We start from the raw sequence: 21,397 nt of genomic DNA, 5'->3' as shown, positions 1-21,397 counted from the left end.
ACGATGGGGACCGGACTAAACTTCTTTCTCGTCTGGTGGAGGTAAGCGGGATCGAACCGCTGACCTCTTGCATGCCATGCAAGCGCTCTCCCAGCTGAGCTATACCCCCGACGTCGAAAGAGCGCGCATTATAGGGCGCCCCACGGACCCTGTAAACCCCTTTCTTTCATCGGGAGCAATTTTTCGCGATTACAGGACTTTTCCCGGGTTCATCAAACCGTGTGGATCGAGAACCGACTTCACGGCCCGCATCAGATCCAGCTCCACCTCCGACTTGTAGCGGACGTTTTCGACACGCTTCAACTGCCCCAGACCGTGCTCCGCCGAAATCGATCCGCCCAGTTCGGCGACGAGGTCATGCACGACTCGATTCACTTCCCCTGTCCGAGCGATGAACGCCTTGTTATCCAGGGCGTCCGGTTTCGAAAGGTTGTAGTGCAAGTTCCCGTCCCCAATGTGGCCGAATGTGACGATCCTGATATCCGGCCACCGCGCCGCCAAGGCTGCACGCGCCTGTGAGAGGAATTCGGGAATGGCACTTACGGGCACGGACACGTCGTGCTTGATGCTGACGCCTTCCACCTTCTGAGCCTCGGAGATGTTCTCGCGCAACGCCCACAGGGCGTTCTCCTGGGCTTCCGAGGCCGCCAGGACGGCATCGTCGATAAGACCCGCCTCGGTTGCCGCGCTCAGGGCCTGTTCCATCAGTTGGCGCACTTCAGTCGCGCCGACGAAGTCCGCCAGCTCCATCAGGACGGACCACTCCCCTGCCCCGCTCAAGGGCGCGCGGGCGCCCGGAATGTGCTCCAGCACGAGCTCCAGCGCCGGGCGACCGACGATCTCGAAGGCGTTGATTCGATCGCCGCAATGGTCGCGCAGAAATCCGAGCAGAGAAATTGCGCGTTCGGCGTCTGCAACGGCCGCCCAGGCGACGGCGCGCGCCCGGGGACGGGGAAATAGCTTCAGGCAGGCTGCGGTGACGATACCGAGTGTTCCTTCGGCCCCGACAAAGAGCTGCTTGAGGTCGTAGCCCGTATTGTCCTTGCGCAGGCCGCGCAAGCCTTGCCAAATGCGCCCGTCGGGCAGCACGACCTCGAGCCCCAGCACGAGGTCGCGCATGTTGCCGTATCTCAGCACATGAACGCCGCCGGCATTGGTCGAGATATTGCCGCCGACCTGGCAGCTCCCCTCGGACGCGAGCGACAGGGGGAAGAGGCGATTCACGTCGGCAGCGGCTTGCTGCACGGTGGCCAAGGTGCAGCCGGCTTCGGCGACAAGCGCATTGTTGGCCGCATCGACGCCTCGAATCCGATTCATGCGCGACAGGCTGAGCACGACGGACTGGCCATCCTCGAGCGGGGTCGCGCCGCCGCAGAGGCCTGTGTTGCCGCCCTGCGGGACGATCGCGACGCCGGACGCCACGCTGGTGCGCACGACTGCGGCAACTTCGTCCACGTCGGCGGGACGCACCACGGCGACGGCGTTGCCCCGGTAGCGGCCCCGCCAGTCGTTCAGATAGGGGCTCATCGCGTCGGCCCCGGTCAAGACCTGCGGCTCTCCCACAGCGTCGATCAGCGCCTGAATGTATTCAGTCATGTCTCGCGAACCGTTTCAGTACTGCTTCAGGGCGTAGCGCAAGGCGGGAAGCATATGCGTCGCAGCGGCTTCGCCTTCGGCGATGGCTTCACGCGCGCGGTGGAAGTCGAGAGGGCCGAGATGGCCGAGGCGCGGCGCGATCAGCACTTCGGCAGGCTCTCCCGCCAGACGACTGCGCGCAATACGCACTTGCATGATGCTGATGCTCGAGGCGAGAACGGTGATCAACGACGGTGCATCGGCTACATCCGGCGCAGGGCGCGTGGGCTTCGGCTCACCACCGTTGCCGCCGGTGACGGTGCGCCCGAAACGCGCGAGGACGCGGTCGGTCCACCCAGCCTCGCTTTCCGGCTCGGCAGCCGGCCGGACGGCCTTCCCGACGAGATCGGACCCGAGATCGACTGCAATTACGAGATCGGCGCCCATCGCCCGACAGAGCGACACGGGCACCGGGTTGACGAGTCCGCCGTCGACCAGGACGCGGCCGTGCCGGATGACGGGTGTCAGCAAGCCAGGCATTGCGATCGAGGCGCGCACCGCCGCGGCCACGCTCCCTTCGCGCAGCCAGAGCTCGCGCCCCGTTTCCAGCTCAGTCGCAACACAGGCGAACCGACGGTGGAGTTCTGAGAATTCGCGGGCGACGAAGTTGCGCTCGAAGAAGCGGATGAGCTTCTGGCCCTTGATCAGCCCACCGCGCAGGCTGACGTCGAGAAGGGAGACGACATCCTTCCATTTCAGGGATTCGGCCCAGTCGGTGAGCTTGGCCAGATCGCCGGAAGCGAGCGCGGCGCCGACGAAGGCGCCCACCGAGGCGCCGCAGATCACGTGCGGCTCGATTCCTTCCTGAGCAAGCACGCGCAGGACGCCCAGATGAGCCCAGCCCCGCGCTGCGCCGCTCCCCAAGGCGAGGCCGATCGTCGGGCCTGTCGTGGCGGGCGGGTGCGGGACTGACTCGAACATGTCAGACGATGAGGCGGCTCATGAAGTGATCGGCTCGGCGTAGAGGTCGTGGACGTCGCAATCCGTGATCCGGACGCGGGCGAACTCTCCGGGTTCGAGGTGCTCGCCGTTGGGGATGATGACCAGGCCGTCGATTTCCGGGGCATCGCCAGGCGAACGGGCGATAGCGCCTTCTTCGTCGATTTCGTCGACGAGCACCGTCACCTCGCGATCGATCCAGCGCTCGAGTCGCTGCGTCGAGATGTCTTCCTGGAACTCCATCAGACGCAAGCGGCGCTCTTCGCGGACCTCATCCGGAACGGGATCGGCGAGCTGATTGGCTTCCGCCCCCTCAACCGGCGAGTACGCGAAAGCGCCGACGCGATCGAGTTGGGCCTCTTCGAGGAAGTTGAGCAGCATCTCGAAATCTTCATCCGTCTCGCCGGGGAAACCGGTGATGAAGGTCGAGCGGATCGTGAGGTCCGGGCAGATGCTGCGCCATTTGCGGACGCGTTCGAGCACGTTTTCAGCATTGGCGGGCCGCTTCATCGCCTTGAGGATGCGGGGACTGGCGTGCTGGAAGGGGACGTCGAGGTAAGGCAAGATCTTGCCTTCGGCCATCAGCGGGATCAGCTCGTCGACGCTCGGGTAGGGATACACGTAGTGCATCCGCACCCAGACGCCGAGCTCGCCCAGCGCCTTGGCCAGATCGTACAGGCACGTCTTGAGCGGGCGGCCGTTCCAGAAGCCAGTCCGGTACTTGGTATCGACGCCGTAGGCGCTGGTGTCCTGCGAGACGATCAGTAGTTCCTTCACGCCGGAGTCGACCAGCGCCTCGGCCTCGCGCATCACTTCGTGGATCGGACGCGAGACGAGGTCGCCGCGCATCGACGGAATGATGCAGAAGGTGCAGCGGTGATTGCAGCCCTCGGAAATCTTGAGATACGCGTAGTGGCCCGGCGTCAGCCGGATGCCCTGCGGCGGCACAAGGTCGGTGAACGGGTCGTGCGGCTTGGGCAGGTGCTGATGCACGGCCTTCATGACGGCATCGGTCGCGTGCGGACCGGTGACCGCGAGCACCTGAGGATGCGCGGCGAGGACGACGTCATCCTTCGCACCGAGGCAACCGGTGACGATCACCTTGCCGTTCTCGGTGAGCGCTTCTCCGATTGCGTCAAGCGACTCTTCGACCGCGGCATCGATGAAGCCGCAAGTATTGACGACCACGAGGTCGGCGTCGTCGTAGCTGCCGGAAATCTCGTAGCCCTCGGCGCGCAGGCGCGTCAGGATGTGTTCGGAATCGACCGTCGCCTTCGGACAGCCAAGGGATACGAAGCCGACACGCGGCACGTCGAGTTTTTTCGTCGGGGTCATGCTCTCTATTGCGATACGCGCGGCGCCCGGTCAGGCCCGCGCGCCGTCTTATTTCTGGTTGGAACGACCAGCCTTGGTCGTCGAAGCTGTATCGCCCTTCTCCGTGGCCTGACCCGAAGAGGACGACGTGCCGCCACCCTGAGGTTCGCGGGCGCCGGGGCTGTAGTTGGGGAACTGGAAGCCGGTGAACATGTTACGCGTCTGGTTCTCGATCTGCTCCTGCATCTGCGAGAACATTTTCTTGCTCTGGTCGACGTAGGTGCCCATCACGCTCTGCAGCGCGGGCCCCTGAAAATTCAGGAACTGGGCCCAGAGGTCGTGGCTGATCGTGCTGTTTTCGCCGTAAATGGCCTTCGACTGCTCCTGCAGCTTGGCCTGCATCTCGGTGAATGCCTTGATGTTGTTTTCAAGGTACTTGCCCATCATGCCCTGCGTGGCATTGCCATAGAAACGGATCATGTGGGCCAGCAGATCGCTGGTGAACATCGGGGCGCCGCCGGCTTCCTCCTCGAGGATGATCTGAAGCAGGATGCTGCGGGTCAGGTCCTCACCGGTCTTCGCGTCAACGACCTGGAATTCCTCGCGGCTCAACACCAACTCCTTGACATCGGCGAGCGTGATGTAGGAACTCGTGCGGGTGTCGTAAAGACGACGGTTGGGATACTTCTTGATAAGACGTGCCTGATCAGCCATCACTACCTCTCCTCGGCGGCGGTGGATTCCGCTCTGCATGTATGAAAATTATACCGCGCTGCGGAAATAAAAACCCCGCCGTCGGGCGGGGTCCAGCAACCACGGGCCGCGCGCGTTTTGCGCATCAGCACATGTGGAGGCCACCGTTGATGTTGATGGTGGCGCCGGTGACGTAGCCGGCCAGTTCGGAGGAGAGATAGGAGCAGAGGGCGCCGATTTCTTCGGGCTTGCCCAGACGCTTCATCGGCACGGTGTCGATGATGCCTTGGCGGATGTCGTCGCGGATCGCCATGACCATTTCGGTACCGATGTAGCCCGGGGCGATGGCGTTCACGGTCACGCCCTTGGTCGCGAGTTCGGCAGCCAGCGCCTTGGTGAAGCCCAGTACCCCCGCCTTGGCGGTCGAGTAGTTGGTCTGACCGGCCTGACCCTTGACGCCATTAACCGACGAAATGTTGATGATGCGCCCCCAGCCGCGTTCGGCCATCTTCGGCGACACGTGATGGGTGACGTTGAACAGGCTGTTGAGGTTGGTGTTGATCACCGCATCCCATTGGCTCTTCTCCATCTTCGGGAAGAACTTGTCACGCGTGATGCCGGCGTTGTTCACCAGGATCTCGATCGGGCCGACTTCGGCTTCGATCTTGGCAACCATGGCCTTGCAGGACTCGTAATCGGACACATCACCTTCAGCGGCGATGAAGTCGAATCCGAGTTCCTTCTGTTTGGCGAGCCACTCGTCCTTCTGAGGAAAACCGGGCAGACAGTTGGCGACGACCTTCAGGCCATCCTGGGCCAGCGATTGACAGATCGCGGTGCCCAAACCACCCATTGCGCCGGTAACGAGTGCGACTTTCTGACTCATAGTGCAATCCTCTTGCAGATTCGGGATGAGGAAGCACGATCAGTCTCACCCTCGTGATTTCGCCGCGTGCCTCCCCCTGGCAACCATGCGGCAACGCATTACCGCAAAGTTCAGGGATTATAGGCACTTTTCAGCGCACGTGCTGCACTGCAAAAGACGGGCCTGAAAGAAAAACGGCGCGCCCCAGATCGGGAACGCGCCGCTCGCAGATGCAGGCGAACCTGGATCAGAACATGTGCTGGCCGCCGTTGATCGAGATGTTGGCGCCCGTCACGAAGGCCGCTTCTTCCGATGCGAGGTAGGCCACCAGTCCGGCGATCTCTTCCGGCTTGCCGAGGCGCGAGACCGGGATCTGCGGCAGGATCTTGGATTCGAGGATTTCCTGCGGAATCGCCATGACCATTTTAGTGCCGATGTAACCCGGGGAAATGGTGTTCACCGTGACGCCCGAGCGTGCAACTTCCAGCGCGAGGGCTTTGGTAAAGCCGTGCATGCCGGCCTTGGCCGCGGAGTAGTTGGTCTGGCCGAAGGCGCCCTTCTGGCCGTTCACCGACGAGACGTTGATGACGCGTCCCCACTTGCGCTCGACCATGCCGTCCATGACCTGCTTGGTCATGTTGAAGACGCTGTCGAGGTTGGTGCTGATGACGGCGTCCCAGTCCGCCTTGGTCATCTTCTTGAAGGTCATGTCGCGCGTGATACCGGCGTTATTGACCAGGACGTCGATCGGCCCGACTTCATTCGTCACGGTCTCGACACATGCCCTGGCCGCATCGAAATCCGACACGTCACAAGGATAGGCCTTGAACCCATACCCCATGTTGTTCATGGTCTGCAGCCATTCGGCTGCCTTGTTGTTGCCCGGCGAATGGGTGGTAACGACGCGGTATCCCAGCGCCGACAGCTTGATGCAGATTGCTTCGCCCAGACCACCCATACCTCCCGTCACAAGCGCAACTCGTGCCATGCTATTTCCTCTCCCGTGATTTCGTCTCTCGAAGGGTTTCCAGCAATACCGGCAGCGCCCCCCGTGTCCGCTGCCGCTGGTAGATTCTTGTTGCTTATTGTTCCCTATTCTCTCCGTCGGGCGAGAGCGAGGTTGTTTCAGGCTTTCTCTTTCACGTAGCGCCCCGGGGCCGGTTCGATCGGCGCGAACTTGGCATTGCCGAGCCGGCCGCGCGCCGCGACCTGCTTGCCGCCGAACTGCGTCAGCCACTCGCTCCAGTGCAGCCACCAGCTGCCCTTGTTCTCCACGGCGCTATCGAGCCATTCATCGGGGTCCGCAGCCTTCGCGTCGCTCACCCAGTAGCTGCGCCGGTTCTTGGATGCGGGATTGATCGCACCTGCGATGTGACCGCTCGCACCGAGAACGAAAGTCGTGTCGCCGCCGAGCAGGCCGCGCGACAGGTAGGCCCCCTTCCACGGCACGATGTGGTCTTCGCGCGTCGCCAGCAAATACGCGGGCGCATTGACCTTGCCGAGATCCACCTTCACGCCGAGCATCTTGAGTTTGCCCGGCACGCGCAGATTGTTCTCGAGATACATGTTGCGCAAATACCACGTCAGGAAGGGCCCTGCGAGGTTGGTGCTATCCGAATTCCAGTACAGCAGGTCGAAGGCCTGCGGCTTGTTGCCCTTGAGGTAGTTGCCGACGACGTACTGCCACACGAGGTCGTTGGCGCGTAGGGCGGAGAAAACGTTTGCGAGCTCCTGTCCGGGCATCAGACCGCCCTTGCCGATCGCCGCTTCGCGTGCCGCGACGCTCGCCTCGTCGACGAGGCAGGCGAGTTCGCCGGCATCGGCGAAGTCGAGCAAGGTGGTCATCAGCGTCACGCTCGACACCGGGTCCTCGCCGCGCGCCCTCGCCACGGCGAGGGCGGAGGTGAGGATGGTGCCGCCGACGCAGAAACCCAGCACGTTCGGCTTCTTGACGCGCGTGACGGCGCGGACGACTTCGAGCGCGGTCAGCGCGCCCTTGTCGATGTAGTCATCCCACGTGAAGGTAGCCTCGTCGGCCTTCGGGTTCTTCCAGGAGACGAGAAAGACCGTGTAGCCCTTCTCGACGACAAAGCGCACCAGGGAGTTCTCCGGCTGGAGATCCATGATGTAGAACTTGTTGATGCAGGGCGGCACGATCAGCAGCGGGGTCTGCGCGACCTTGTCGGTCAGCGGCGCGTACTGGATGAGCTGCATCAGCTCGTTTTCGTAGATCACCGAACCCGGCGTCAGCGCGAGATTGCGGCCGACTTCGAAGGCCGCGTCGTCGGTCATCGAGATGCGACCCTTTTCGAGGTCGGCAAGTAGGTTTTCGAGGCCGCGGGAGATGCTCTCGCCCTTGGACTCGAGCGCGGCCTTGATGAACTCGGGATTGGTCGCGGCGAAGTTCGAGGGGGCGAGCGCGTCGATGTATTGCCGCGTCAGGAACTGCACGCGGGATTTGGCGCGGCCGTCGGCCATGGGCAGCTCTTCGGCGACGCGCTTGAGGAAGTCGGCGTTGACCAGGTAGGCCTGACGTACGTAGTCGAAGACCGGACTCGTACCCCATTCGACGGAACTAAAGCGACGGTCGCCGACCTCGGCCTTGATCACCGGGTCGCTGGTTTCACCGGGTTTTCGCTGCAGCAGCGTGTTCCAGAGCGTCATGTGCCGCTCGGCAAATGAATTTTGCAGGCGTGCGAAGGCTTCGGTTTCGGGTAGGGGCACGCTGGCGGCGGCCGCGCCGCTGGTGTCCTGAATCGCTGCGTGCTGGCGAGCGACCCCTTCGAAGAAGTTCTGGGCCATCGTCTGGCCGAATTGAAGCATTGCCTGAAACGCAGCTGTCGGCTGCTTGTTGTCTGATTCGGACATCAACTACTCCTGGGGCGAGACTTCGGAGCAAGCCGTGCTCCGCGCATTGGTTCTTTCGACCGTTATCTTGCCATCGGCAGACTGCTGTGCCGAGCCAAATTTGCGCGGTTAAAATCGCACCCCATGTACATTGTCGCAATTGCCTGGTTATACGTTGCCGTGATGGTGGCCGCATCCGATACCACCATCATCGGCGGAATTCTCACGTTCGTATTCTGGGGAATCGCGCCGCTCGCCCTGTTCCTGTGGCTGACCGGCACGCCCGCCCGTCATCGGAGTGCTCGCCGACGAGCATCCGAAGAGGATACAGGGGCAAAAGATAGAACCGATTCCAATGACAAGCAATAGTGAATAACGGGTAGATATTCCCGAATCAGGTAATTCAGTCGGCAAGCCAGACGAGAGAAGCCATGCGACCGGTGACGCCGTCGCGGCGGTAGGAGAAGTAGCGCAGCGGGTCGGACCACGTGCATTCGCCGCCACCGAAGATGCGGGTCACGCCAAGCGTGGCGAGACGGAGGCGGGCGAGGAGGAAGAGGTCGGCCATCCACTTGCCGCGTTGCGCGGCGGGGCGGAACGCGTCGGCTGCAGCCGGGTTGCCGGCGCAGAAGGCCTCGCGCACTTCGTCGCCGACTTCGAAAGCGTCGGGGCCGATCGCAGGCCCCATCCAAGCCAGGATCCGAGCTGGCGTGACCGCCATGCGTGCGACGGCCGCGTCGAGGACACCTGCGGCAAGCCCCCGCCAGCCGGCGTGCGCGGCAGCGACGACGGTACCCATGTCGTCACAGAAGAGCACCGGAAGACAGTCGGCCGTCATGATCGCGCAGACGGCGGAAGGCCGGGTCGCGATCGAGGCGTCAGCCTTCGGGGCGCCGTCCGCCGCTGCGTCGGCGTCCGCGACCCCGATGCCGTGAACCTGATCGAGCCACAGCGGCTCGGCAGGGAGGCAGCTGCGCAGCAGCCACCGGTTCTGCGCCACCGCCGCCGGCGAGTCGCCGACGTGGGTGCCGAGGTTCATGCTGGCGTAGGGGCCGGAACTCACGCCGCCGTGGCGCGTCGTGACGAAGGCGCGCACGTTCGACGGGGCCGGCCAGTCGGGTTGGATCCAGTCGGGGCTCATCGCGATACCTCTTGTCTGAGCATTGCGATCAGATCAGCGAAATCGGTCGGAAGATCCGCCTGCCAGGACATCTCGTCGCCGGTGGAGGGATGGATCAGGCCGAGACGATAGGCGTGCAGCGCCTGGCGCGGGAAGCCGTCGAGGATGGGGTTGCCGCAACGGCGCAGACCGTAGGTCGCATCGCCGACGAGTGGATGGCCGATGTGGGCCATGTGCACGCGGATCTGGTGCGTGCGCCCGGTCTCGAGCTGGCATTCGACGAGCGTCGAGCGCGCGAACTGCTCGCGGATGAAGTAGCGCGTGACGGCCGGGCGGCCGGATTGCACGACGGCCATGCGGGTACGGTGGGTCGGGTGGCGCCCGATGGGTTCGTCGACGATACCCGGGCCGGTGATGAGCCGATGCACGAGCGCGAGGTAGTGGCGCTTGACGCTGCGGGCCTGCAACTGGCGGACGAGGTCGGTCTGGGCTTCGAGGGTCTTGGCGACGACGAGCAGTCCGCTGGTGTCCTTGTCGAGACGATGCACGATGCCGGCACGCGGGACTGACGAGACGGCCGGCGCGTGGTGCAGCAGTGCGTTGAGCAGCGTCCCGCTCCAGTTGCCGCTGCCCGGATGGACGACGAGGCCAACGGGCTTGTTGATCACGAGCAGCGTGTCGTCCTCGAAGACGACGTCGAGCGGGATGTCTTCAGGCGCTTCGGCGACCTCTTCGGGGGTGGGCAGCGCGCTGACTTCGAGCGTCTCGCCGCCCCAGACCTTGAGCTTCGCGTCGTGCTGGCCGCCGTTGAGCAGTACCCGGCCGGCCTTAAGCCAGCCTTGCAGACGGCTTCGCGAGTGCGCGGGGAAGAGCTGGGCGAGCGCCTGGTCGAGACGCAGTCCGGCGCATTCGGCCGGAATCGTCAGCTGGTGGTACAAAGCGGGCTCGTCCTGTGGGCTATAATCGTCCGGTTCATTCACGCGAGTGTTTTCGATGGCTAGGTTCACCCTTCGAAGTTTAGCGGTTATCGGCGCGTTGCTGCTTGGCGGCTGCGGCCTGCTGCCCGAACAGGTCGATGAGACGGCGGGTTGGAGCGCGCAGCGGCTTTACACCGAAGCCAAGCAATTCATGACCGACGGGTATTACGACCAGGCGATCAAGCTCTACGAGAAGCTTGAGGCGCGCTATCCGTACGGGCGTTTCGCACAGCAGGCGCAGATCGAGACGGCCTACGCGCAGTACAAGTCGAGCGAGCCGGCGCTGGCGATTGCGGCCGCGGATCGCTTCATCAAGCTGCATCCGAACCATCCGAACGTCGACTACGTGTATTACCTGAAGGGGCTGGCCACCTTCAATGAGGATCTGGGCCTGCTCGCCGGGTTGTCGAACCAGGATCTGTCCGAGCGCGACCCGAAGGCGGCGCAGGAGTCGTTCGACACGTTCAGCCAGTTGGTGACGCGCTTCCCGGACAGCAAGTACGCCGACGACGCCCGCATGCGCATGCAATACCTCGTCAACGCGCTGGCGCAGCACGAGGTGCACGTTGCGCGTTACTACTACCGCCGCGGCGCCTACGTGGCGGCGATCAACCGCTCCCAGGCGGCGCTGAAGACCTACCCGCAGGCGCCGGCGATCGAAGAGGCGCTGGTGGTGCTGGTGAAGAGCTACGACGCGCTCGGCATGACCGATCTGCGCAAGGACGCGGAACGGGTGCTGCAGAAGAATTTCCCGAACAGCGTGTACATGGCGGACGGCCCGAAGGTCGACCGCCCGTGGTGGCAGCTCTGGTAATCCCCTCCCCGGCCGCCCTTCAGTGGCGGCCGTAGGTATCCTCGAAGCGGACGATGTCGTCTTCGCCGAGGTAGCTCCCTGATTGCACCTCGATGATTTCGAGGGTGAGCTTGCCGGGATTTTCGAGGCGGTGCGTGACGCCGAGCGGAATGTAGGTCGACTGGTTCTCGCTGAGCAGGAAGGTTTCGTCACCGCGCGTGACCTTCGCCGTGCCGCGCACGACGATCCAGTGCTCGGCTCGATGATGGTGCATCTGGAGACTGAGCGACGCGCCAGGCTTCACCTCGATGCGCTTGACCTGGAAGCGTCCCCCGCTGTCGATGGAATCGTAGCAGCCCCAGGGGCGGTGGATCTTGCGGTGGGCGAGTGCCTGCGGACGCTGCTCCGCCTTGAGGCGAGCGACGATCTTTTTCACGTCCTGCGTGTTGGCCTTGCGCGCAACCATCACGGCGTCGGCCGTTTCGACGACGACCAGGTCCTCGACACCGAGGCAGGCGACCATGCGACTCGTGGCGTGCACCAGCGTGTCGCGAGTGGCTTCGAGCAGGACATCGCCGCGCGCGCAGTTGCCCGCTTCGTCGCGGTCGGCGAGCGCCCATAGCGCATCCCAGGCTCCGACGTCGGACCAGCCGACGGACATCTGCACGACGCGCGGCGGAATGCCGAGCTCCGGCGTTTGTGCGAGGCGCTCCATCACGGCGTAGTCGATCGAATCCGATGGACAAGCTTCGAAGGCTTCGCGGCCCACGCGGACGAAGTCGGCGTCGCGTGTTTCGGCGTCGATGCCGGCGGAGCAGGCCGCGAGCATCGCGGGATTGAAGTAGCCGATGGCCTTCAGCCAGACGTCAGAACGGACCATGAACAGGCCGCTGTTCCAGAGATAGCGCCCGCTCGCGAGATAGCCCGCGGCAGTGTCGGCATCGGGTTTTTCGACGAAGGCCGAGACCTCGTGCATACCGGGGGCTGTTTCGTCGCCGACGCGGATGTAGCCGTAGCCGGTTTCGGGGCGCTCGGGGATGATGCCGAAAGTCACCATCGCGCCGGATAGGGCGGCGTCGAGCCCGAGCGCGACGGCGCGCTGGAAGGCCGGGAGGTCGCGGATGACGTGGTCGGCGGGCATCACGAGCAGTACGCCGTCGCCATGCTCGCGCTTGACGGTCAAGGCGGCGAGCGTCAGGGCTGGCGCGGTGTTGCGGCCGACAGGCTCCAGGATGATGTGATGCGAGGGACAACCGGCGGCGCGCATCTGCTCGGCGGTGATGAAGCGGTATTCCTCGTTGCAGACGACGATGGATTCGGCTGCGGTCGGCAAGACGCCGCTGAAGCCGGCGAGGCGCGTGGCCGTCTGCTGCAGCATCGTTTCGTCGCCGGTCAGGGCGAGCAACTGCTTGGGATACTGCTCGCGGGACAGCGGCCATAGCCGCGTTCCGGAACCGCCGGATAGGATCACGGGGTGGAGCTGCATGCTTTGCTTCCTCGGCATTCGGGATGGGTGGCAATCATATTGGGTATCCGCGCAACGGACACCCTTTTTCGAACGATAGCCTACGGGAGCAGCGCGAGGGCAGCCGTATCCAACTGTGTGCGAAGTTTGTCGCGACCTGCCGACAGCGTAGCGGCGACAGTGGCGGGGCCCAGGCCAGTCAGTCTCGCAACTTCTTCGCAGCTCATGCGTTCGAGGACGACGAGCAGCAGGATCACACGCTGTGGACCGGGCAAGGCCTGGAGCGCGAAGTCGAGGGTGTTCGCAGGGACGACGGACGGCGCCGCACGATCGCCACCTTGCAGGTAGCGCCGGTGCAGGATGCCGAGAAGACAGGGACGGACGTCCCGCCGACAGTGGGTCTGAGTGGCGGTGCAACAGGCGTGTTCGAGCGTGTCGCGCACCAGCCGGTCTGCCAGCGATCGCTCGCCGACGAGGGCGCGCGCGTAGCGTCGCAGGCTGGGGATCACGGCCAGGAGTCGGTCTCGCTGGTCTTGGAGGGCTGGCATCCGGCTGTTGCGGCTTTTAGGTCGAATCGGATGGCGACAGCGGACCCGCGTCGCGTGGCTGCGACACGGGCCCGCAAGGACCCTTACACCTTGCCTTTCCAGGGCACCATCAGGCGCTCGACGTAGCGCATCAGCACGTCGAAGGCGAAAGCGAAGAGTCCGATGACGAGGATGCCCATGATCACGATGTCGCTCGCGAGGAACTCGGCGGCGTTGAGGACCATGAAGCCGAGGCCCTTGGTCGAGGCGACCATTTCGCCCGCGACCAGCGTCGACCAGCCGACGCCGATGCCGATGCGCATGCCGGTGAAGACCTCGGGGATCGCGGCCTTCAGGATCACGTGGAAGATCACCTGCGTGCGGGAGGCACCCATCGAGTAGGCGGCGTGGATCTGCTCCAGTGACACCGAGCGCACACCGGAGCGGGCGGCGATGGCCATCGGCGCGAAGATCGCGAGGAAGATCAGGTAGACCTTCGAGAATTCGCCGATGCCGAACCAGATGATGACCATCGGCAAGTAGGCGAGCGGCGGCAGCGGGCGGTAGAGCTCGATCGGGGGATCGAAGACGCCGCGGGCGACACGGTTGACGCCCATCAGCACGCCGATCGGGATCGCAGTCACGCACGCGAGCAGGAAGGCGCCCATCACGCGGGCGAGGCTCGTCAGCGCATGTTCGAGCAGCGTCGCGCCGGCGAAGCCTTCGGTCGAGACGGCGACGAACTTGTCGATGACGGCCCCGGGCGACGGCAGGAAGAGCGGCTTGACCCACCCGGCCTGGGTTACGAGGAACCACACGCCGAGCAGCGCGGCGATCGTGACGGTGCTGATCATCGAGCTGCTGCCCTGCCCCGGTGCGCCGAAGGCTTGGCCGGGCTTGACCGAGCGGGTCGCGAAGAGCCGGGAAAGCAAGCCGGCGGGGGTGGCAGAATCGGCGGCCTCGTTCGGGATGTGCATGGCGATCGCGCCCCCCTGCCCGGCCGACGGTGCGAGCCGGGTCGCGTTCTTCGAATTACGCAGCATGGGCCACCTCCTCTTCCGCGGCGTTGCCGCGTTCGTCGCCGTAGATGATGCCGAGCACCTTCTCGCGCATCTTGATGAAGTCGGGACTCGATTTCACCGCGCGCGCGTCGCGGGATTCGAGGAAGCGGCGATTGAAGTCGAGCTCATAGGTGTGGGTGATGCGTCCCGGGCGCGGCGACATCACGATCAGGCGGCTGGCGAGGAAGAGCGCTTCTTCGACGCTGTGCGTGATGAAGAAGAACATCTTGTTGGTCTTCTGCCACACGTCGAGCAGCAGCTCCTGGATGGTTTCGCGGGTCAGCGCGTCGAGCGCCGCCATCGGCTCGTCCATCAGCAGCATCGAGGGATTGCAGGTGAGCGCGCGGGCGATGCCGACGCGTTGCTGCATGCCGCCGGAGAGCTGGTAGATCATGTGCTGGTGGAAGTCCTGCAGGCCGACGAGCTTGAGGTTGCGCGCAGCGCGTTCGCGGCGTTCCTGCTTGGGCACGCCTTGCAGCTTGAGGCCGAACTCGGTGTTCTCCATGACGTTGAGCCAGGGCAGCAGCGCGTGCTTCTGGAACACGACGCCGCGGTCGGAGCCGGGGCCTTGTACGCGACGGCCGCCGAGCTGGATCTGACCGGAGGACGGCGAGATGAAACCGGCCATCAGGCTCAGCAGCGTGGTCTTGCCGCAGCCGGAGGCGCCGAGGGCGACGACGAAATCGCCGCTGTTGATCGAGAGGTTGATGTCGTCGAGCGCATGTACCTGTTCCCCGGGGCGATGCCCCGGGTAGACCACGCTGACGCCCTGGATGTGGAGGGTATCCATGGGATTGCTCCTGTGTGCTCTGTGGGGCGGGGGCGGCTGGATCAGTTCAGCTTGAGGGCGGCTTCGACGTACTTCGGCGTCACGTACTTGCCGTAGTCGGGCGAGAGCGTGTCGATGCGCTTCTGGTCCTTGAGGAATTCGGCGGTCGCCTTGAGCGCCTTGCCGACGCCGCCCTGCTGGCCGCCGCCGAGCCAGGCGCTGGAGGCCTGCTCTTCGAGCGAGGGGTAACGGTAGAGCTTGAGGGCCGCAGCCGCTTCGTTGGCGTCGCCGCCGATGGCCTTGACGATGGCCTTGACCTGCGGGGAGTCGGCGCCCCAGGCTTGCGGGTTGTTGCGGTAGGAGGCGTCGGCGTTGGCGATGGCTTTCACGAACTTCGCCATGAACTCGGGGTTGGCCTCGGCCCAGGCGCGGTTGGCGGCCATGCCGTCGAAAGTGGCCTTGCCTTTCTTGCTCAGTTCGCCGGAGGTGATCAAGACCTTGCCGGACTGCTTGATGCGCGCCAGCGCGGGATCCCAGACGTAGGCGGCGTCGATGTCGCCGCGTTCCCAGGCGGCAGCGATCTGGTTGGGCTGCATGTTGAGCACCTGCACCTCGGAGGGCTTGAGGCCCCACTGTTCGAGGGCGTACATCGTGTGGAAGTGGGTGGTGGAGACGAAGGGGGTGCCGATCTTCTTGCCCTTGAGGTCCTGCGGCTTGTCGATGCCCGAACCATTGCGTACGACGAGGGCTTCGGCTTCGTTGATGTCGTCGAGGATCCAGAAGAGCTGGATGTCGACGTCGCGGCTGACGGCGGCTGTCATCGGGCTGGAGCCGATCACGCCGAGCTGTACGTCGCCGGAGGTCATCGCGGTAGCGACTTTCGCGCCGGATTCGAACTGCCGCCACTTGACCTTGTAGCCGGTCGCCTTCTCGACACTGCCGTCGGCCATCGCAACGAGCAGCGGACCAACGATCTGCTGGTAGGCGATGGTGACTTCCTTCTGTTCGGCCAAGGCGCTACCGCTCAGCAACGCGCCTACGGCTACCGTTCCTACGATGCGTCCTACGAAGTGCTTGATGCTTTTCATGGCTGTCTCCTCTGTTTTGATCTGAGGCCGTCGCGAACGCTCTGTGGTGGCGTCGTCAATCGCAACGACCTTGCTGCATGCGAACTTCGGTATGCGCTAGGCACCTCCCTGGAACTGCAAGACGTGGTTGGACCGGGCCCTGGCGACGCGGGAATCCGCGCCACCACGGGCTTGATGTAGGAAACCGGGGTCGGAAGTCCGGCGGGCTTAGAGGACTTCGTCCTTGAAGGCGTACCAGCGGTACAACCACCACTGGCCGAAGCGCCGGAACGGGGCGAAGGCCTCCGATTCGACCATCTCGCGCACGTTCGGGAAGGGGAGCTTCGAGCGGAAGATGGGCAGTTCCGGCGTGCGGATGCCGGCGATGTTTTCGGCGAGGCGCCGGCCGGCCTGGGCGGAGTACATGACGCCGTTGCCGCCGTAGCCGAGCGCGTAGTAGATGGTCTGCTTCGGGTCAGGCTGGTAGATGCGCGGCATCATGTCGTGGCTGACGTCGACCCAGCCCCACCATGAGTAGTCGATCTGGATGCCTTCGAGCGCCGGGAATTTGCGGTGCAGGTCGCGGATCAGGAACTGCTTGTACTTGTCCTGCGGCGCGTCCTGGCCGGTGATGGCGCTGCGGCTGCCGATCTGCACGCGGCCGTCCGGCATCAGGCGGTAGTAGTGGCGCAGGATGCGGGTGTCGGTGATGACTTGGGTCGTGCGGAAGTTGCAGGCGTCGATCTCGGCTTGCCTCAGCGGGCGCGTGACGATGGAGTTGGAGAGGATCGGCAGCAGGCGGTTCTTCACCTCGCGGTGCAGGCCGTTCGAGGTGTAGCCGCCGGTCGCGATGCCCACCGCGCGGGCGCGTACGATGCCGCCGGGGGTCTTGAGGTAATGCACGCCGTTCTTCGTCTCCCAGCCCATCACCGGGCTCGCCGGATGGACCTTGACGCCCAGCGCGCGCGCCTTCTTCAGGTAGCCGAAGGCGAGCTTGCCGGCGTGGATGCCGATGCCTTCGGGTTCGTGCATCGCGCCCGCGGCTTCCTTGTCGTCGACGTAGTCGCGCTTGACGGTGTCGGCGTCGAGGATGCGCGCGTCGTACTTGAAGACTTCGCGCAGGATCTTCGCTTCCTTTTCCAGCACGGGCATCACGCGCGGCTTGTGGGCGATGTAGAGATGGCCGCCGGGCTGCGGGTCGCAGTCGATGTCCTTGATCATCTCCTTGAAGTTCTGCATCGCGTCGCAGATTTCCTCGTGCAGGCGCAGCGCCGTGTCGAGGCCGTAGCGCTCGATCCACTGCGAGCGCTTGAGCCGCCCCGAAGCGCACTGCGCCTGGCCGCCGTTGCGCGTGCTGCAGCCCCAGGCGCTGCGATTGGCTTCGAGGACGGTCGCCTTGATGCCGTGCTTCTCGGCAAGCGAGATCGCCGCAGTGAGGCCGGTGAAGCCGGAGCCGATGATGGCGACGTCGACGTCGATGTCGTGCGTGACCGGGCCGTCATCGGCGGGCGGCTCGCCGGCGGTGCCGATCCAGTAGGTCGGCGCGTAGTCGCGGCCCTGCCCCGGCGTGGCCGATACGAGCGGGTCGTAGGCAGGATCGTAGGCGCGCGCGGCGGGGGTCGCGCGCTCATTCGTTACGATCCGCTTTTCTGCAATGGCTTCCATGTCCCGACTCCTGATGTGTCCGGGGATGCTTACTGAGCTGCGCCGACGACCGGGGGACGGTCCTTGCGGTAGGCGTTCTTGACGGCGATCTTGCCGTCGCGGAAGGTGAAGACGTCGACCATGCGCGCTTCGATGCGGGTGCCGTCGGCCTTGGTGCCGGTGAAGGTCGATTCCGACACGCCGCGGTCGCCGCAGACGAAGTGCTCGCCATCGAGCCAGGCGGCATCCGGGAAAGTCTGCCACGCGAGCTCGAAACCGGCGCGGACCGCGTCGCGTCCTACGAAGCTTTTGCCGAAGAGCTCGGGGCCTGCGACGGCGTGGAAGACGCAGTCGTCGGCCATGAAGCTCATTAGCGCTTCGATATCGTGGCGGTTCCAGGCGTCCGCGAAGGCCTTCAGGGTGTCGGCGGTGACTTCGTTGCGGATCGGGGTGGCGGCGAGGTTGCTCATGGGAATCTGTCTCCTGCGATCTGAATTTTAGTTAATACGAAACCAAATGTACCGAAATTTGAGACTTGATTTACATTAGGATTGAGTCCTACGACTGTCAAGAATAAATTTCAAATATCGATACGTTTTTTGTTCTTTTTCGGAATTTACTCCGAAATCTGCTGAGACTCAGGCGATACGGCCGGCCATCGGCGAGGACGGCGAGGCAGCGAAGCGACGCGGGATGCGTCCGGCGAGGAAGGCCTCCCGGCCGGCCTCGACCGCGAGGCGCATCGCGCGTGCCATGCGGATCGGCTCGCGCGCGCCGGCAATCGCGGTGTTCATCAGCACACCGTCGCAGCCGAGCTCCATCGCGATCGCGGCATCCGAGGCCGTGCCGACGCCCGCGTCGACGATGACCGGCACCCTCGCCTGCTCGATGATCAGCGACAGGTTCCACGGGTTGAGGATGCCCATGCCGGAGCCGATCAGGCTCGCGAGCGGCATCACTGCGACGCAGCCGATGTCTTCGAGGATGCGGGCCTGGATCGGGTCGTCGCTGCAATAGACCATCACCTGGAAACCGTCCTTCACCAGCGTCTCGGCCGCCTTCAGCGTCTCCGGCATGTTCGGGAACAGCGTCTTCTCGTCGCCGAGCACTTCGAGCTTGCACAGCGGGTGACCGTCTAGCAGTTCGCGGGCGAGCTGCAGCGTGTAGACGGCGTCCTTCGCGTTGTAGCAGCCGCCGGTGTTGGGGAGGATCGTGAAGCGGTCCGGCGGCACCGCGTCGAGCAGGCTCGGTTCGTTCGCGTGCTGGCCGATGTTTACGCGCCGAATCGTAACGGTGACGATTTCGGTGCCGCTCGCATCGACCGCGGCGCGCGTCTCTTCGAAGTCGCGGTATTTGCCGGTGCCGACCAGGAGGCGCGACGCGTAGGTCTTGCCGGCGATCGTCAGGCCTGGATCGGCGACTGGCTGCGCCGCCGGAGTGTCGTGCAGATTCATATCATCTCCTCTTGTCTTCAGCCGCCGCCGATCGCGACGACGACCTCGACGCGGTCCGACGGAAACAGGATGTGCTTGGGCCATCGCGGTGACGGGACGACTTCGCGATTGACCGCGACCGCGACGCGCTTGCCGAGCAGGTCGAGGCTGTCGATCAGGTCGTGCAGGGTTTCGCCCTGGCGCATCGAATGCGCCGCGCCGTTGAGTTCGATCGTCAGCGAAGTCATCGTCCGCCTCCCCTCAATGCGCGCCGAGCAATCGGCTGGCGTACACCACGAGCAGCATGTAGCCGGCGACGAAGAGCGCTTCGCCGGACATCAGCGCGATGGGCTTCCAGCCGAGCGCGGCGAGCTTTTCGAGCGAGGTCTTGACGCCGAGCGCTGCGATCGAGATCACGAGACACCAGCGCGACAGCGTGGAGCTCGCCTCGACGACGTCGTGCGACAGGAAGCCCAGGCTGTTGAGCGCTGCGAGCCCGGCGAAGGCGACGAGGAAGAGCGGCAAGATCGGAGTCTTCTTGCCCTCGCCGCCATTCTGGCGCTTGCGCTCGCTGTGGAACACGAGGGCGAGAACGACGACGACCGGCATCAGCATCGCGACGCGGAACATCTTCGCAAGCGTCGCGGCGTCGCCCACCTCGGGCGAGATGATCAGGCCGGCACCGACGACCTGGGCGACGTCGTGGATGGAGCCGCCGAGGAAGAGGCCCGCTTCGCTCGTCGAAAGCCCGAAAGCCTTGACGACCAAGGGATAGAGCACCATCGCAACGGTCGAGAAGATCGCGATGCCGATCGCGGTGAGCAGCGTGTAGCGCTCCGTTTCGCGGTTCTGCGGCAGGGTCGAGGAGATTGCGAGCGTCGCCGAGATGCCGCAGATGCCGGTGCCGCCGCCGGAGAGCAATCCCAGCATCGGCGGCAGGCCGAGCACCCGGGCGAACAGCACGCCGAAGCTGATCGTCAGCACGACCGCGCCGATGAGCGCGCCGACGCCGACGAGGCCGAGGTCACTGACGTCGCTCGCGACAATGCGCGCACCGAGGAGCGCGACGCCGAAGCGTACGAGCTTCTTCGCCGAGGCTTCGATGCCCGGCATGCACTTGTCGCTGTCGGCGAGAAAATGGAAGGCGATGCCCATCAGCAACGCGTACAGGAACTGTGGCCCGCCGTAGTGTTCGGAGATGAAGGTCGCCGCGGTGGCGATCACCGCGCACAGCATGAAGCCCGGCATCAGCACGCGCACCTCGCTGAACATCGCGGGCGGCGCATATGTTGTTTGAGTGGTCATTGGGATCGGGGTCCGGTGGGGATGTCGGGCGGCGGCGAGGCGAGCTTGTGGCCCGCCCCGCCTTTCCGGGCTACGGGATCACACGTAGTCCTTGTACTTGTCTAGGAACCGCACCGGCTTCGACAGCGCATCGCGGCGGAACGGGTCGCCCAGTTCGCGCGTGCACATGATCTCGAGGATGCAGGTCTTGCCGTGGTTCATCTGCAGGTCGATGGCGCGCTTCAATGCCGGGCCCACGTCCTCCAGCCGATCCACGGTGATGCCCTCGGCGCCCATCGCGCGCGCGATCTCGGCGAAGCTCTGGTTGTCGAGCTCGCCGGCGACGAAACGGCGGTTGTAGAAGTCCACTTGGTTCTTCTTCTCGGCGCCCCACTGACGGTTGTGGAACACCACCGCAGTCACCGGGATGTTGTGGCGCACGCAGGTCATCGTCTCCATCAGGCTCATGCCCCAGGCGCCGTCGCCGGCGTAGGACACCGCGGGACGATGCGGGGCCGCGACCTTGGCACCGATGATCGTCGGGAAGGCGTAGCCGCAGTTGCCGAAGCTCATCGCGGCGAAGAAGCTGCGGGGCTTTTCGAAGCGCAGGTAGCTGTTGGCGACCGAGTTGATGTTGCCGATGTCGGTCGACACCATCACGTCGGGCGGCATCGCCTTCTCGAGCTCGCGCAGGACCTGACGGGGATGCAGGTAATGGCCGCCGTTGAAGGTCTTTTCCTTGGCGTTCTCTTCGATCATGTCGAGGCTGAAGGGGTCGCGCTCGTGGGTCCATTCGTCGAGTTCGCGCTCCCAGGCGGCCTTCTCGGCAGCAACCTTCTCGGCGCGCTGCGCCTTGGTGGCGTCGCATTCGAGGGCACGGTTCGCGAGACGCTGCGTCAGTGCGATGGCCGCGGCCTTGGCGTCGCCGCAGATGCCCACCGAGATCTTCTTCACGAGGCCGAGC

At 64.6% G+C, this 21,397-nt stretch carries 22 protein-coding genes and 1 tRNA gene; 2 read left to right on the top strand and 21 right to left on the bottom strand.

Annotation, left to right across the window (positions count from 1 at the left end):
* Positions 1 to 33: 33 nt before the first annotated feature.
* From VJ673_RS14970 to phaC, 8 genes are all read right to left on the bottom strand, one after another.
* Positions 34 to 109: transfer RNA gene (locus VJ673_RS14970), tRNA-Ala, on the bottom strand.
* An 80-nt stretch (positions 110 to 189) separates the two neighbouring features.
* A complete protein-coding gene (locus VJ673_RS14965) occupies positions 190 to 1,596 on the bottom strand; it encodes an FAD-binding oxidoreductase (protein WP_324126934.1) in 1,407 nt (468 codons plus the stop codon).
* Positions 1,597 to 1,611: 15 nt separating this feature from the next.
* Positions 1,612 to 2,556, bottom strand: a complete 945-nt coding sequence (locus VJ673_RS14960; RefSeq protein WP_324126933.1) for a patatin-like phospholipase family protein — start codon at positions 2,554 to 2,556, stop codon at positions 1,612 to 1,614.
* Between the two features lie 18 nt (positions 2,557 to 2,574).
* Positions 2,575 to 3,909 (bottom strand): 30S ribosomal protein S12 methylthiotransferase RimO, encoded by a 1,335-nt coding sequence (rimO, locus tag VJ673_RS14955; protein WP_324126932.1) that lies wholly within the window; start codon positions 3,907 to 3,909, stop codon positions 2,575 to 2,577.
* A gap of 48 nt (positions 3,910 to 3,957) precedes the next feature.
* On the bottom strand, positions 3,958 to 4,602 hold the full coding sequence (gene phaR / locus VJ673_RS14950; RefSeq protein ID WP_324126931.1) for a polyhydroxyalkanoate synthesis repressor PhaR: 645 nt from the start codon (positions 4,600 to 4,602) through the stop codon (positions 3,958 to 3,960).
* 124 nt (positions 4,603 to 4,726) lie between these two features.
* Positions 4,727 to 5,467: a beta-ketoacyl-ACP reductase gene (locus VJ673_RS14945; RefSeq protein WP_324126930.1), complete on the bottom strand. Its 741-nt coding sequence runs from the start codon at positions 5,465 to 5,467 to the stop codon at positions 4,727 to 4,729.
* Positions 5,468 to 5,693: 226 nt separating this feature from the next.
* Positions 5,694 to 6,434, bottom strand: a complete 741-nt coding sequence (phbB, locus tag VJ673_RS14940; RefSeq protein ID WP_324126929.1) for an acetoacetyl-CoA reductase — start codon at positions 6,432 to 6,434, stop codon at positions 5,694 to 5,696.
* 137 nt (positions 6,435 to 6,571) lie between these two features.
* Complete coding sequence (gene phaC / locus VJ673_RS14935) at positions 6,572 to 8,314, bottom strand: class I poly(R)-hydroxyalkanoic acid synthase (RefSeq protein ID WP_324126928.1); 1,743 nt, start codon at positions 8,312 to 8,314, stop codon at positions 6,572 to 6,574.
* Between the two features lie 123 nt (positions 8,315 to 8,437).
* Between phaC and VJ673_RS14930 the strand changes: the two genes are divergently transcribed.
* Positions 8,438 to 8,662, top strand: coding sequence for a hypothetical protein (locus tag VJ673_RS14930; protein ID WP_324126927.1), 225 nt, complete (start codon positions 8,438 to 8,440; stop codon positions 8,660 to 8,662).
* 34 nt (positions 8,663 to 8,696) lie between these two features.
* Here the strand turns inward: VJ673_RS14930 and pgeF are convergent, their stop codons facing one another.
* The gene (pgeF, locus tag VJ673_RS14925; protein WP_324126926.1) at positions 8,697 to 9,434 is read right to left on the bottom strand and encodes a peptidoglycan editing factor PgeF; all 738 of its coding nucleotides are present in this window, start codon (positions 9,432 to 9,434) and stop codon (positions 8,697 to 8,699) included.
* Positions 9,431 to 10,393, bottom strand: coding sequence for a 23S rRNA pseudouridine(1911/1915/1917) synthase RluD (gene rluD, locus VJ673_RS14920; RefSeq protein WP_324126925.1), 963 nt, complete (start codon positions 10,391 to 10,393; stop codon positions 9,431 to 9,433). The genes pgeF and rluD overlap by 4 nt, the downstream gene beginning before the upstream one ends.
* 13 nt (positions 10,394 to 10,406) lie before the next feature.
* On the opposite strand from rluD, the gene VJ673_RS14915 reads away from it, so the two are divergent.
* The gene (locus VJ673_RS14915; RefSeq protein ID WP_324126924.1) at positions 10,407 to 11,204 is read left to right on the top strand and encodes an outer membrane protein assembly factor BamD; all 798 of its coding nucleotides are present in this window, start codon (positions 10,407 to 10,409) and stop codon (positions 11,202 to 11,204) included.
* Positions 11,205 to 11,223: 19 nt separating this feature from the next.
* Here the strand turns inward: VJ673_RS14915 and VJ673_RS14910 are convergent, their stop codons facing one another.
* The 11 genes from VJ673_RS14910 to VJ673_RS14860 all read right to left on the bottom strand — a co-directional run.
* Positions 11,224 to 12,669 carry a mannose-1-phosphate guanylyltransferase/mannose-6-phosphate isomerase gene (locus tag VJ673_RS14910; RefSeq protein WP_324126923.1) on the bottom strand — a complete coding sequence of 482 codons (1,446 nt, stop codon included), beginning with the start codon at positions 12,667 to 12,669 and terminating at the stop codon, positions 11,224 to 11,226.
* Between the two features lie 80 nt (positions 12,670 to 12,749).
* Positions 12,750 to 13,196, bottom strand: coding sequence for a sigma factor-like helix-turn-helix DNA-binding protein (locus VJ673_RS14905; protein ID WP_324126922.1), 447 nt, complete (start codon positions 13,194 to 13,196; stop codon positions 12,750 to 12,752).
* An 83-nt stretch (positions 13,197 to 13,279) separates the two neighbouring features.
* Positions 13,280 to 14,218, bottom strand: coding sequence for an ABC transporter permease subunit (locus VJ673_RS14900; protein ID WP_324126921.1), 939 nt, complete (start codon positions 14,216 to 14,218; stop codon positions 13,280 to 13,282).
* The gene (locus tag VJ673_RS14895) at positions 14,208 to 15,026 is read right to left on the bottom strand and encodes a taurine ABC transporter ATP-binding protein (RefSeq protein WP_324126920.1); all 819 of its coding nucleotides are present in this window, start codon (positions 15,024 to 15,026) and stop codon (positions 14,208 to 14,210) included. Before VJ673_RS14895 ends, VJ673_RS14900 begins: the two co-directional genes overlap by 11 nt.
* Before the next feature lie 41 nt (positions 15,027 to 15,067).
* A complete protein-coding gene (gene tauA / locus VJ673_RS14890; protein ID WP_324126919.1) occupies positions 15,068 to 16,093 on the bottom strand; it encodes a taurine ABC transporter substrate-binding protein in 1,026 nt (341 codons plus the stop codon).
* A gap of 207 nt (positions 16,094 to 16,300) precedes the next feature.
* A complete protein-coding gene (locus tag VJ673_RS14885; protein WP_324126918.1) occupies positions 16,301 to 17,737 on the bottom strand; it encodes an NAD(P)/FAD-dependent oxidoreductase in 1,437 nt (478 codons plus the stop codon).
* A gap of 29 nt (positions 17,738 to 17,766) precedes the next feature.
* Positions 17,767 to 18,186: a nuclear transport factor 2 family protein gene (locus VJ673_RS14880; RefSeq protein WP_324126917.1), complete on the bottom strand. Its 420-nt coding sequence runs from the start codon at positions 18,184 to 18,186 to the stop codon at positions 17,767 to 17,769.
* 168 nt (positions 18,187 to 18,354) lie between these two features.
* Positions 18,355 to 19,170: a thiazole synthase gene (locus VJ673_RS14875; protein WP_324126916.1), complete on the bottom strand. Its 816-nt coding sequence runs from the start codon at positions 19,168 to 19,170 to the stop codon at positions 18,355 to 18,357.
* Positions 19,171 to 19,187: 17 nt separating this feature from the next.
* Positions 19,188 to 19,397: a sulfur carrier protein ThiS gene (gene thiS, locus VJ673_RS14870; protein ID WP_324126915.1), complete on the bottom strand. Its 210-nt coding sequence runs from the start codon at positions 19,395 to 19,397 to the stop codon at positions 19,188 to 19,190.
* Positions 19,398 to 19,410: 13 nt separating this feature from the next.
* Complete coding sequence (locus tag VJ673_RS14865) at positions 19,411 to 20,421, bottom strand: YeiH family protein (protein WP_414635660.1); 1,011 nt, start codon at positions 20,419 to 20,421, stop codon at positions 19,411 to 19,413.
* 111 nt (positions 20,422 to 20,532) lie between these two features.
* A partial coding sequence (locus VJ673_RS14860; RefSeq protein ID WP_324126913.1) for a thiamine pyrophosphate-dependent enzyme occupies positions 20,533 to 21,397 on the bottom strand: 865 nt, incomplete at its 5' end.

This window comes from Aromatoleum sp., from assembly GCF_035254505.1.
GTDB lineage: Bacteria > Pseudomonadota > Gammaproteobacteria > Burkholderiales > Rhodocyclaceae > Aromatoleum.
Note: the sequence above shows the minus strand (reverse complement) of the source record. Positions and strands in the feature narration are given on the sequence as shown.

What these genes read in the sequence shown, in the direction of transcription:
- pgeF (WP_324126926.1), bottom strand. Translation starts at nt 9,434, where the DNA reads ATGAGCCCCGACTGGATCCAACCCGACTGGCCGGCCCCGTCGAACGTG.
- phbB (WP_324126929.1), bottom strand. Translation starts at nt 6,434, where the DNA reads ATGGCACGAGTTGCGCTTGTGACGGGAGGTATGGGTGGTCTGGGCGAA.
- VJ673_RS14965 (WP_324126934.1), bottom strand. Translation starts at nt 1,596, where the DNA reads ATGACTGAATACATTCAGGCGCTGATCGACGCTGTGGGAGAGCCGCAG.
- VJ673_RS14930 (WP_324126927.1), top strand. Translation starts at nt 8,438, where the DNA reads ATGTACATTGTCGCAATTGCCTGGTTATACGTTGCCGTGATGGTGGCC.
- VJ673_RS14875 (WP_324126916.1), bottom strand. Translation starts at nt 19,170, where the DNA reads ATGAATCTGCACGACACTCCGGCGGCGCAGCCAGTCGCCGATCCAGGC.
- phaC (WP_324126928.1), bottom strand. Translation starts at nt 8,314, where the DNA reads ATGTCCGAATCAGACAACAAGCAGCCGACAGCTGCGTTTCAGGCAATG.
- VJ673_RS14905 (WP_324126922.1), bottom strand. Translation starts at nt 13,196, where the DNA reads ATGCCAGCCCTCCAAGACCAGCGAGACCGACTCCTGGCCGTGATCCCC.
- phaR (WP_324126931.1), bottom strand. Translation starts at nt 4,602, where the DNA reads ATGGCTGATCAGGCACGTCTTATCAAGAAGTATCCCAACCGTCGTCTT.
- VJ673_RS14910 (WP_324126923.1), bottom strand. Translation starts at nt 12,669, where the DNA reads ATGCAGCTCCACCCCGTGATCCTATCCGGCGGTTCCGGAACGCGGCTA.
- VJ673_RS14865 (WP_414635660.1), bottom strand. Translation starts at nt 20,421, where the DNA reads ATGTTCAGCGAGGTGCGCGTGCTGATGCCGGGCTTCATGCTGTGCGCG.
- VJ673_RS14895 (WP_324126920.1), bottom strand. Translation starts at nt 15,026, where the DNA reads ATGGATACCCTCCACATCCAGGGCGTCAGCGTGGTCTACCCGGGGCAT.
- VJ673_RS14915 (WP_324126924.1), top strand. Translation starts at nt 10,407, where the DNA reads ATGGCTAGGTTCACCCTTCGAAGTTTAGCGGTTATCGGCGCGTTGCTG.
- rimO (WP_324126932.1), bottom strand. Translation starts at nt 3,909, where the DNA reads ATGACCCCGACGAAAAAACTCGACGTGCCGCGTGTCGGCTTCGTATCC.
- VJ673_RS14885 (WP_324126918.1), bottom strand. Translation starts at nt 17,737, where the DNA reads ATGGAAGCCATTGCAGAAAAGCGGATCGTAACGAATGAGCGCGCGACC.
- VJ673_RS14945 (WP_324126930.1), bottom strand. Translation starts at nt 5,467, where the DNA reads ATGAGTCAGAAAGTCGCACTCGTTACCGGCGCAATGGGTGGTTTGGGC.
- VJ673_RS14880 (WP_324126917.1), bottom strand. Translation starts at nt 18,186, where the DNA reads ATGAGCAACCTCGCCGCCACCCCGATCCGCAACGAAGTCACCGCCGAC.
- VJ673_RS14960 (WP_324126933.1), bottom strand. Translation starts at nt 2,556, where the DNA reads ATGTTCGAGTCAGTCCCGCACCCGCCCGCCACGACAGGCCCGACGATC.
- VJ673_RS14900 (WP_324126921.1), bottom strand. Translation starts at nt 14,218, where the DNA reads ATGCTGCGTAATTCGAAGAACGCGACCCGGCTCGCACCGTCGGCCGGG.
- thiS (WP_324126915.1), bottom strand. Translation starts at nt 19,397, where the DNA reads ATGACTTCGCTGACGATCGAACTCAACGGCGCGGCGCATTCGATGCGC.
- tauA (WP_324126919.1), bottom strand. Translation starts at nt 16,093, where the DNA reads ATGAAAAGCATCAAGCACTTCGTAGGACGCATCGTAGGAACGGTAGCC.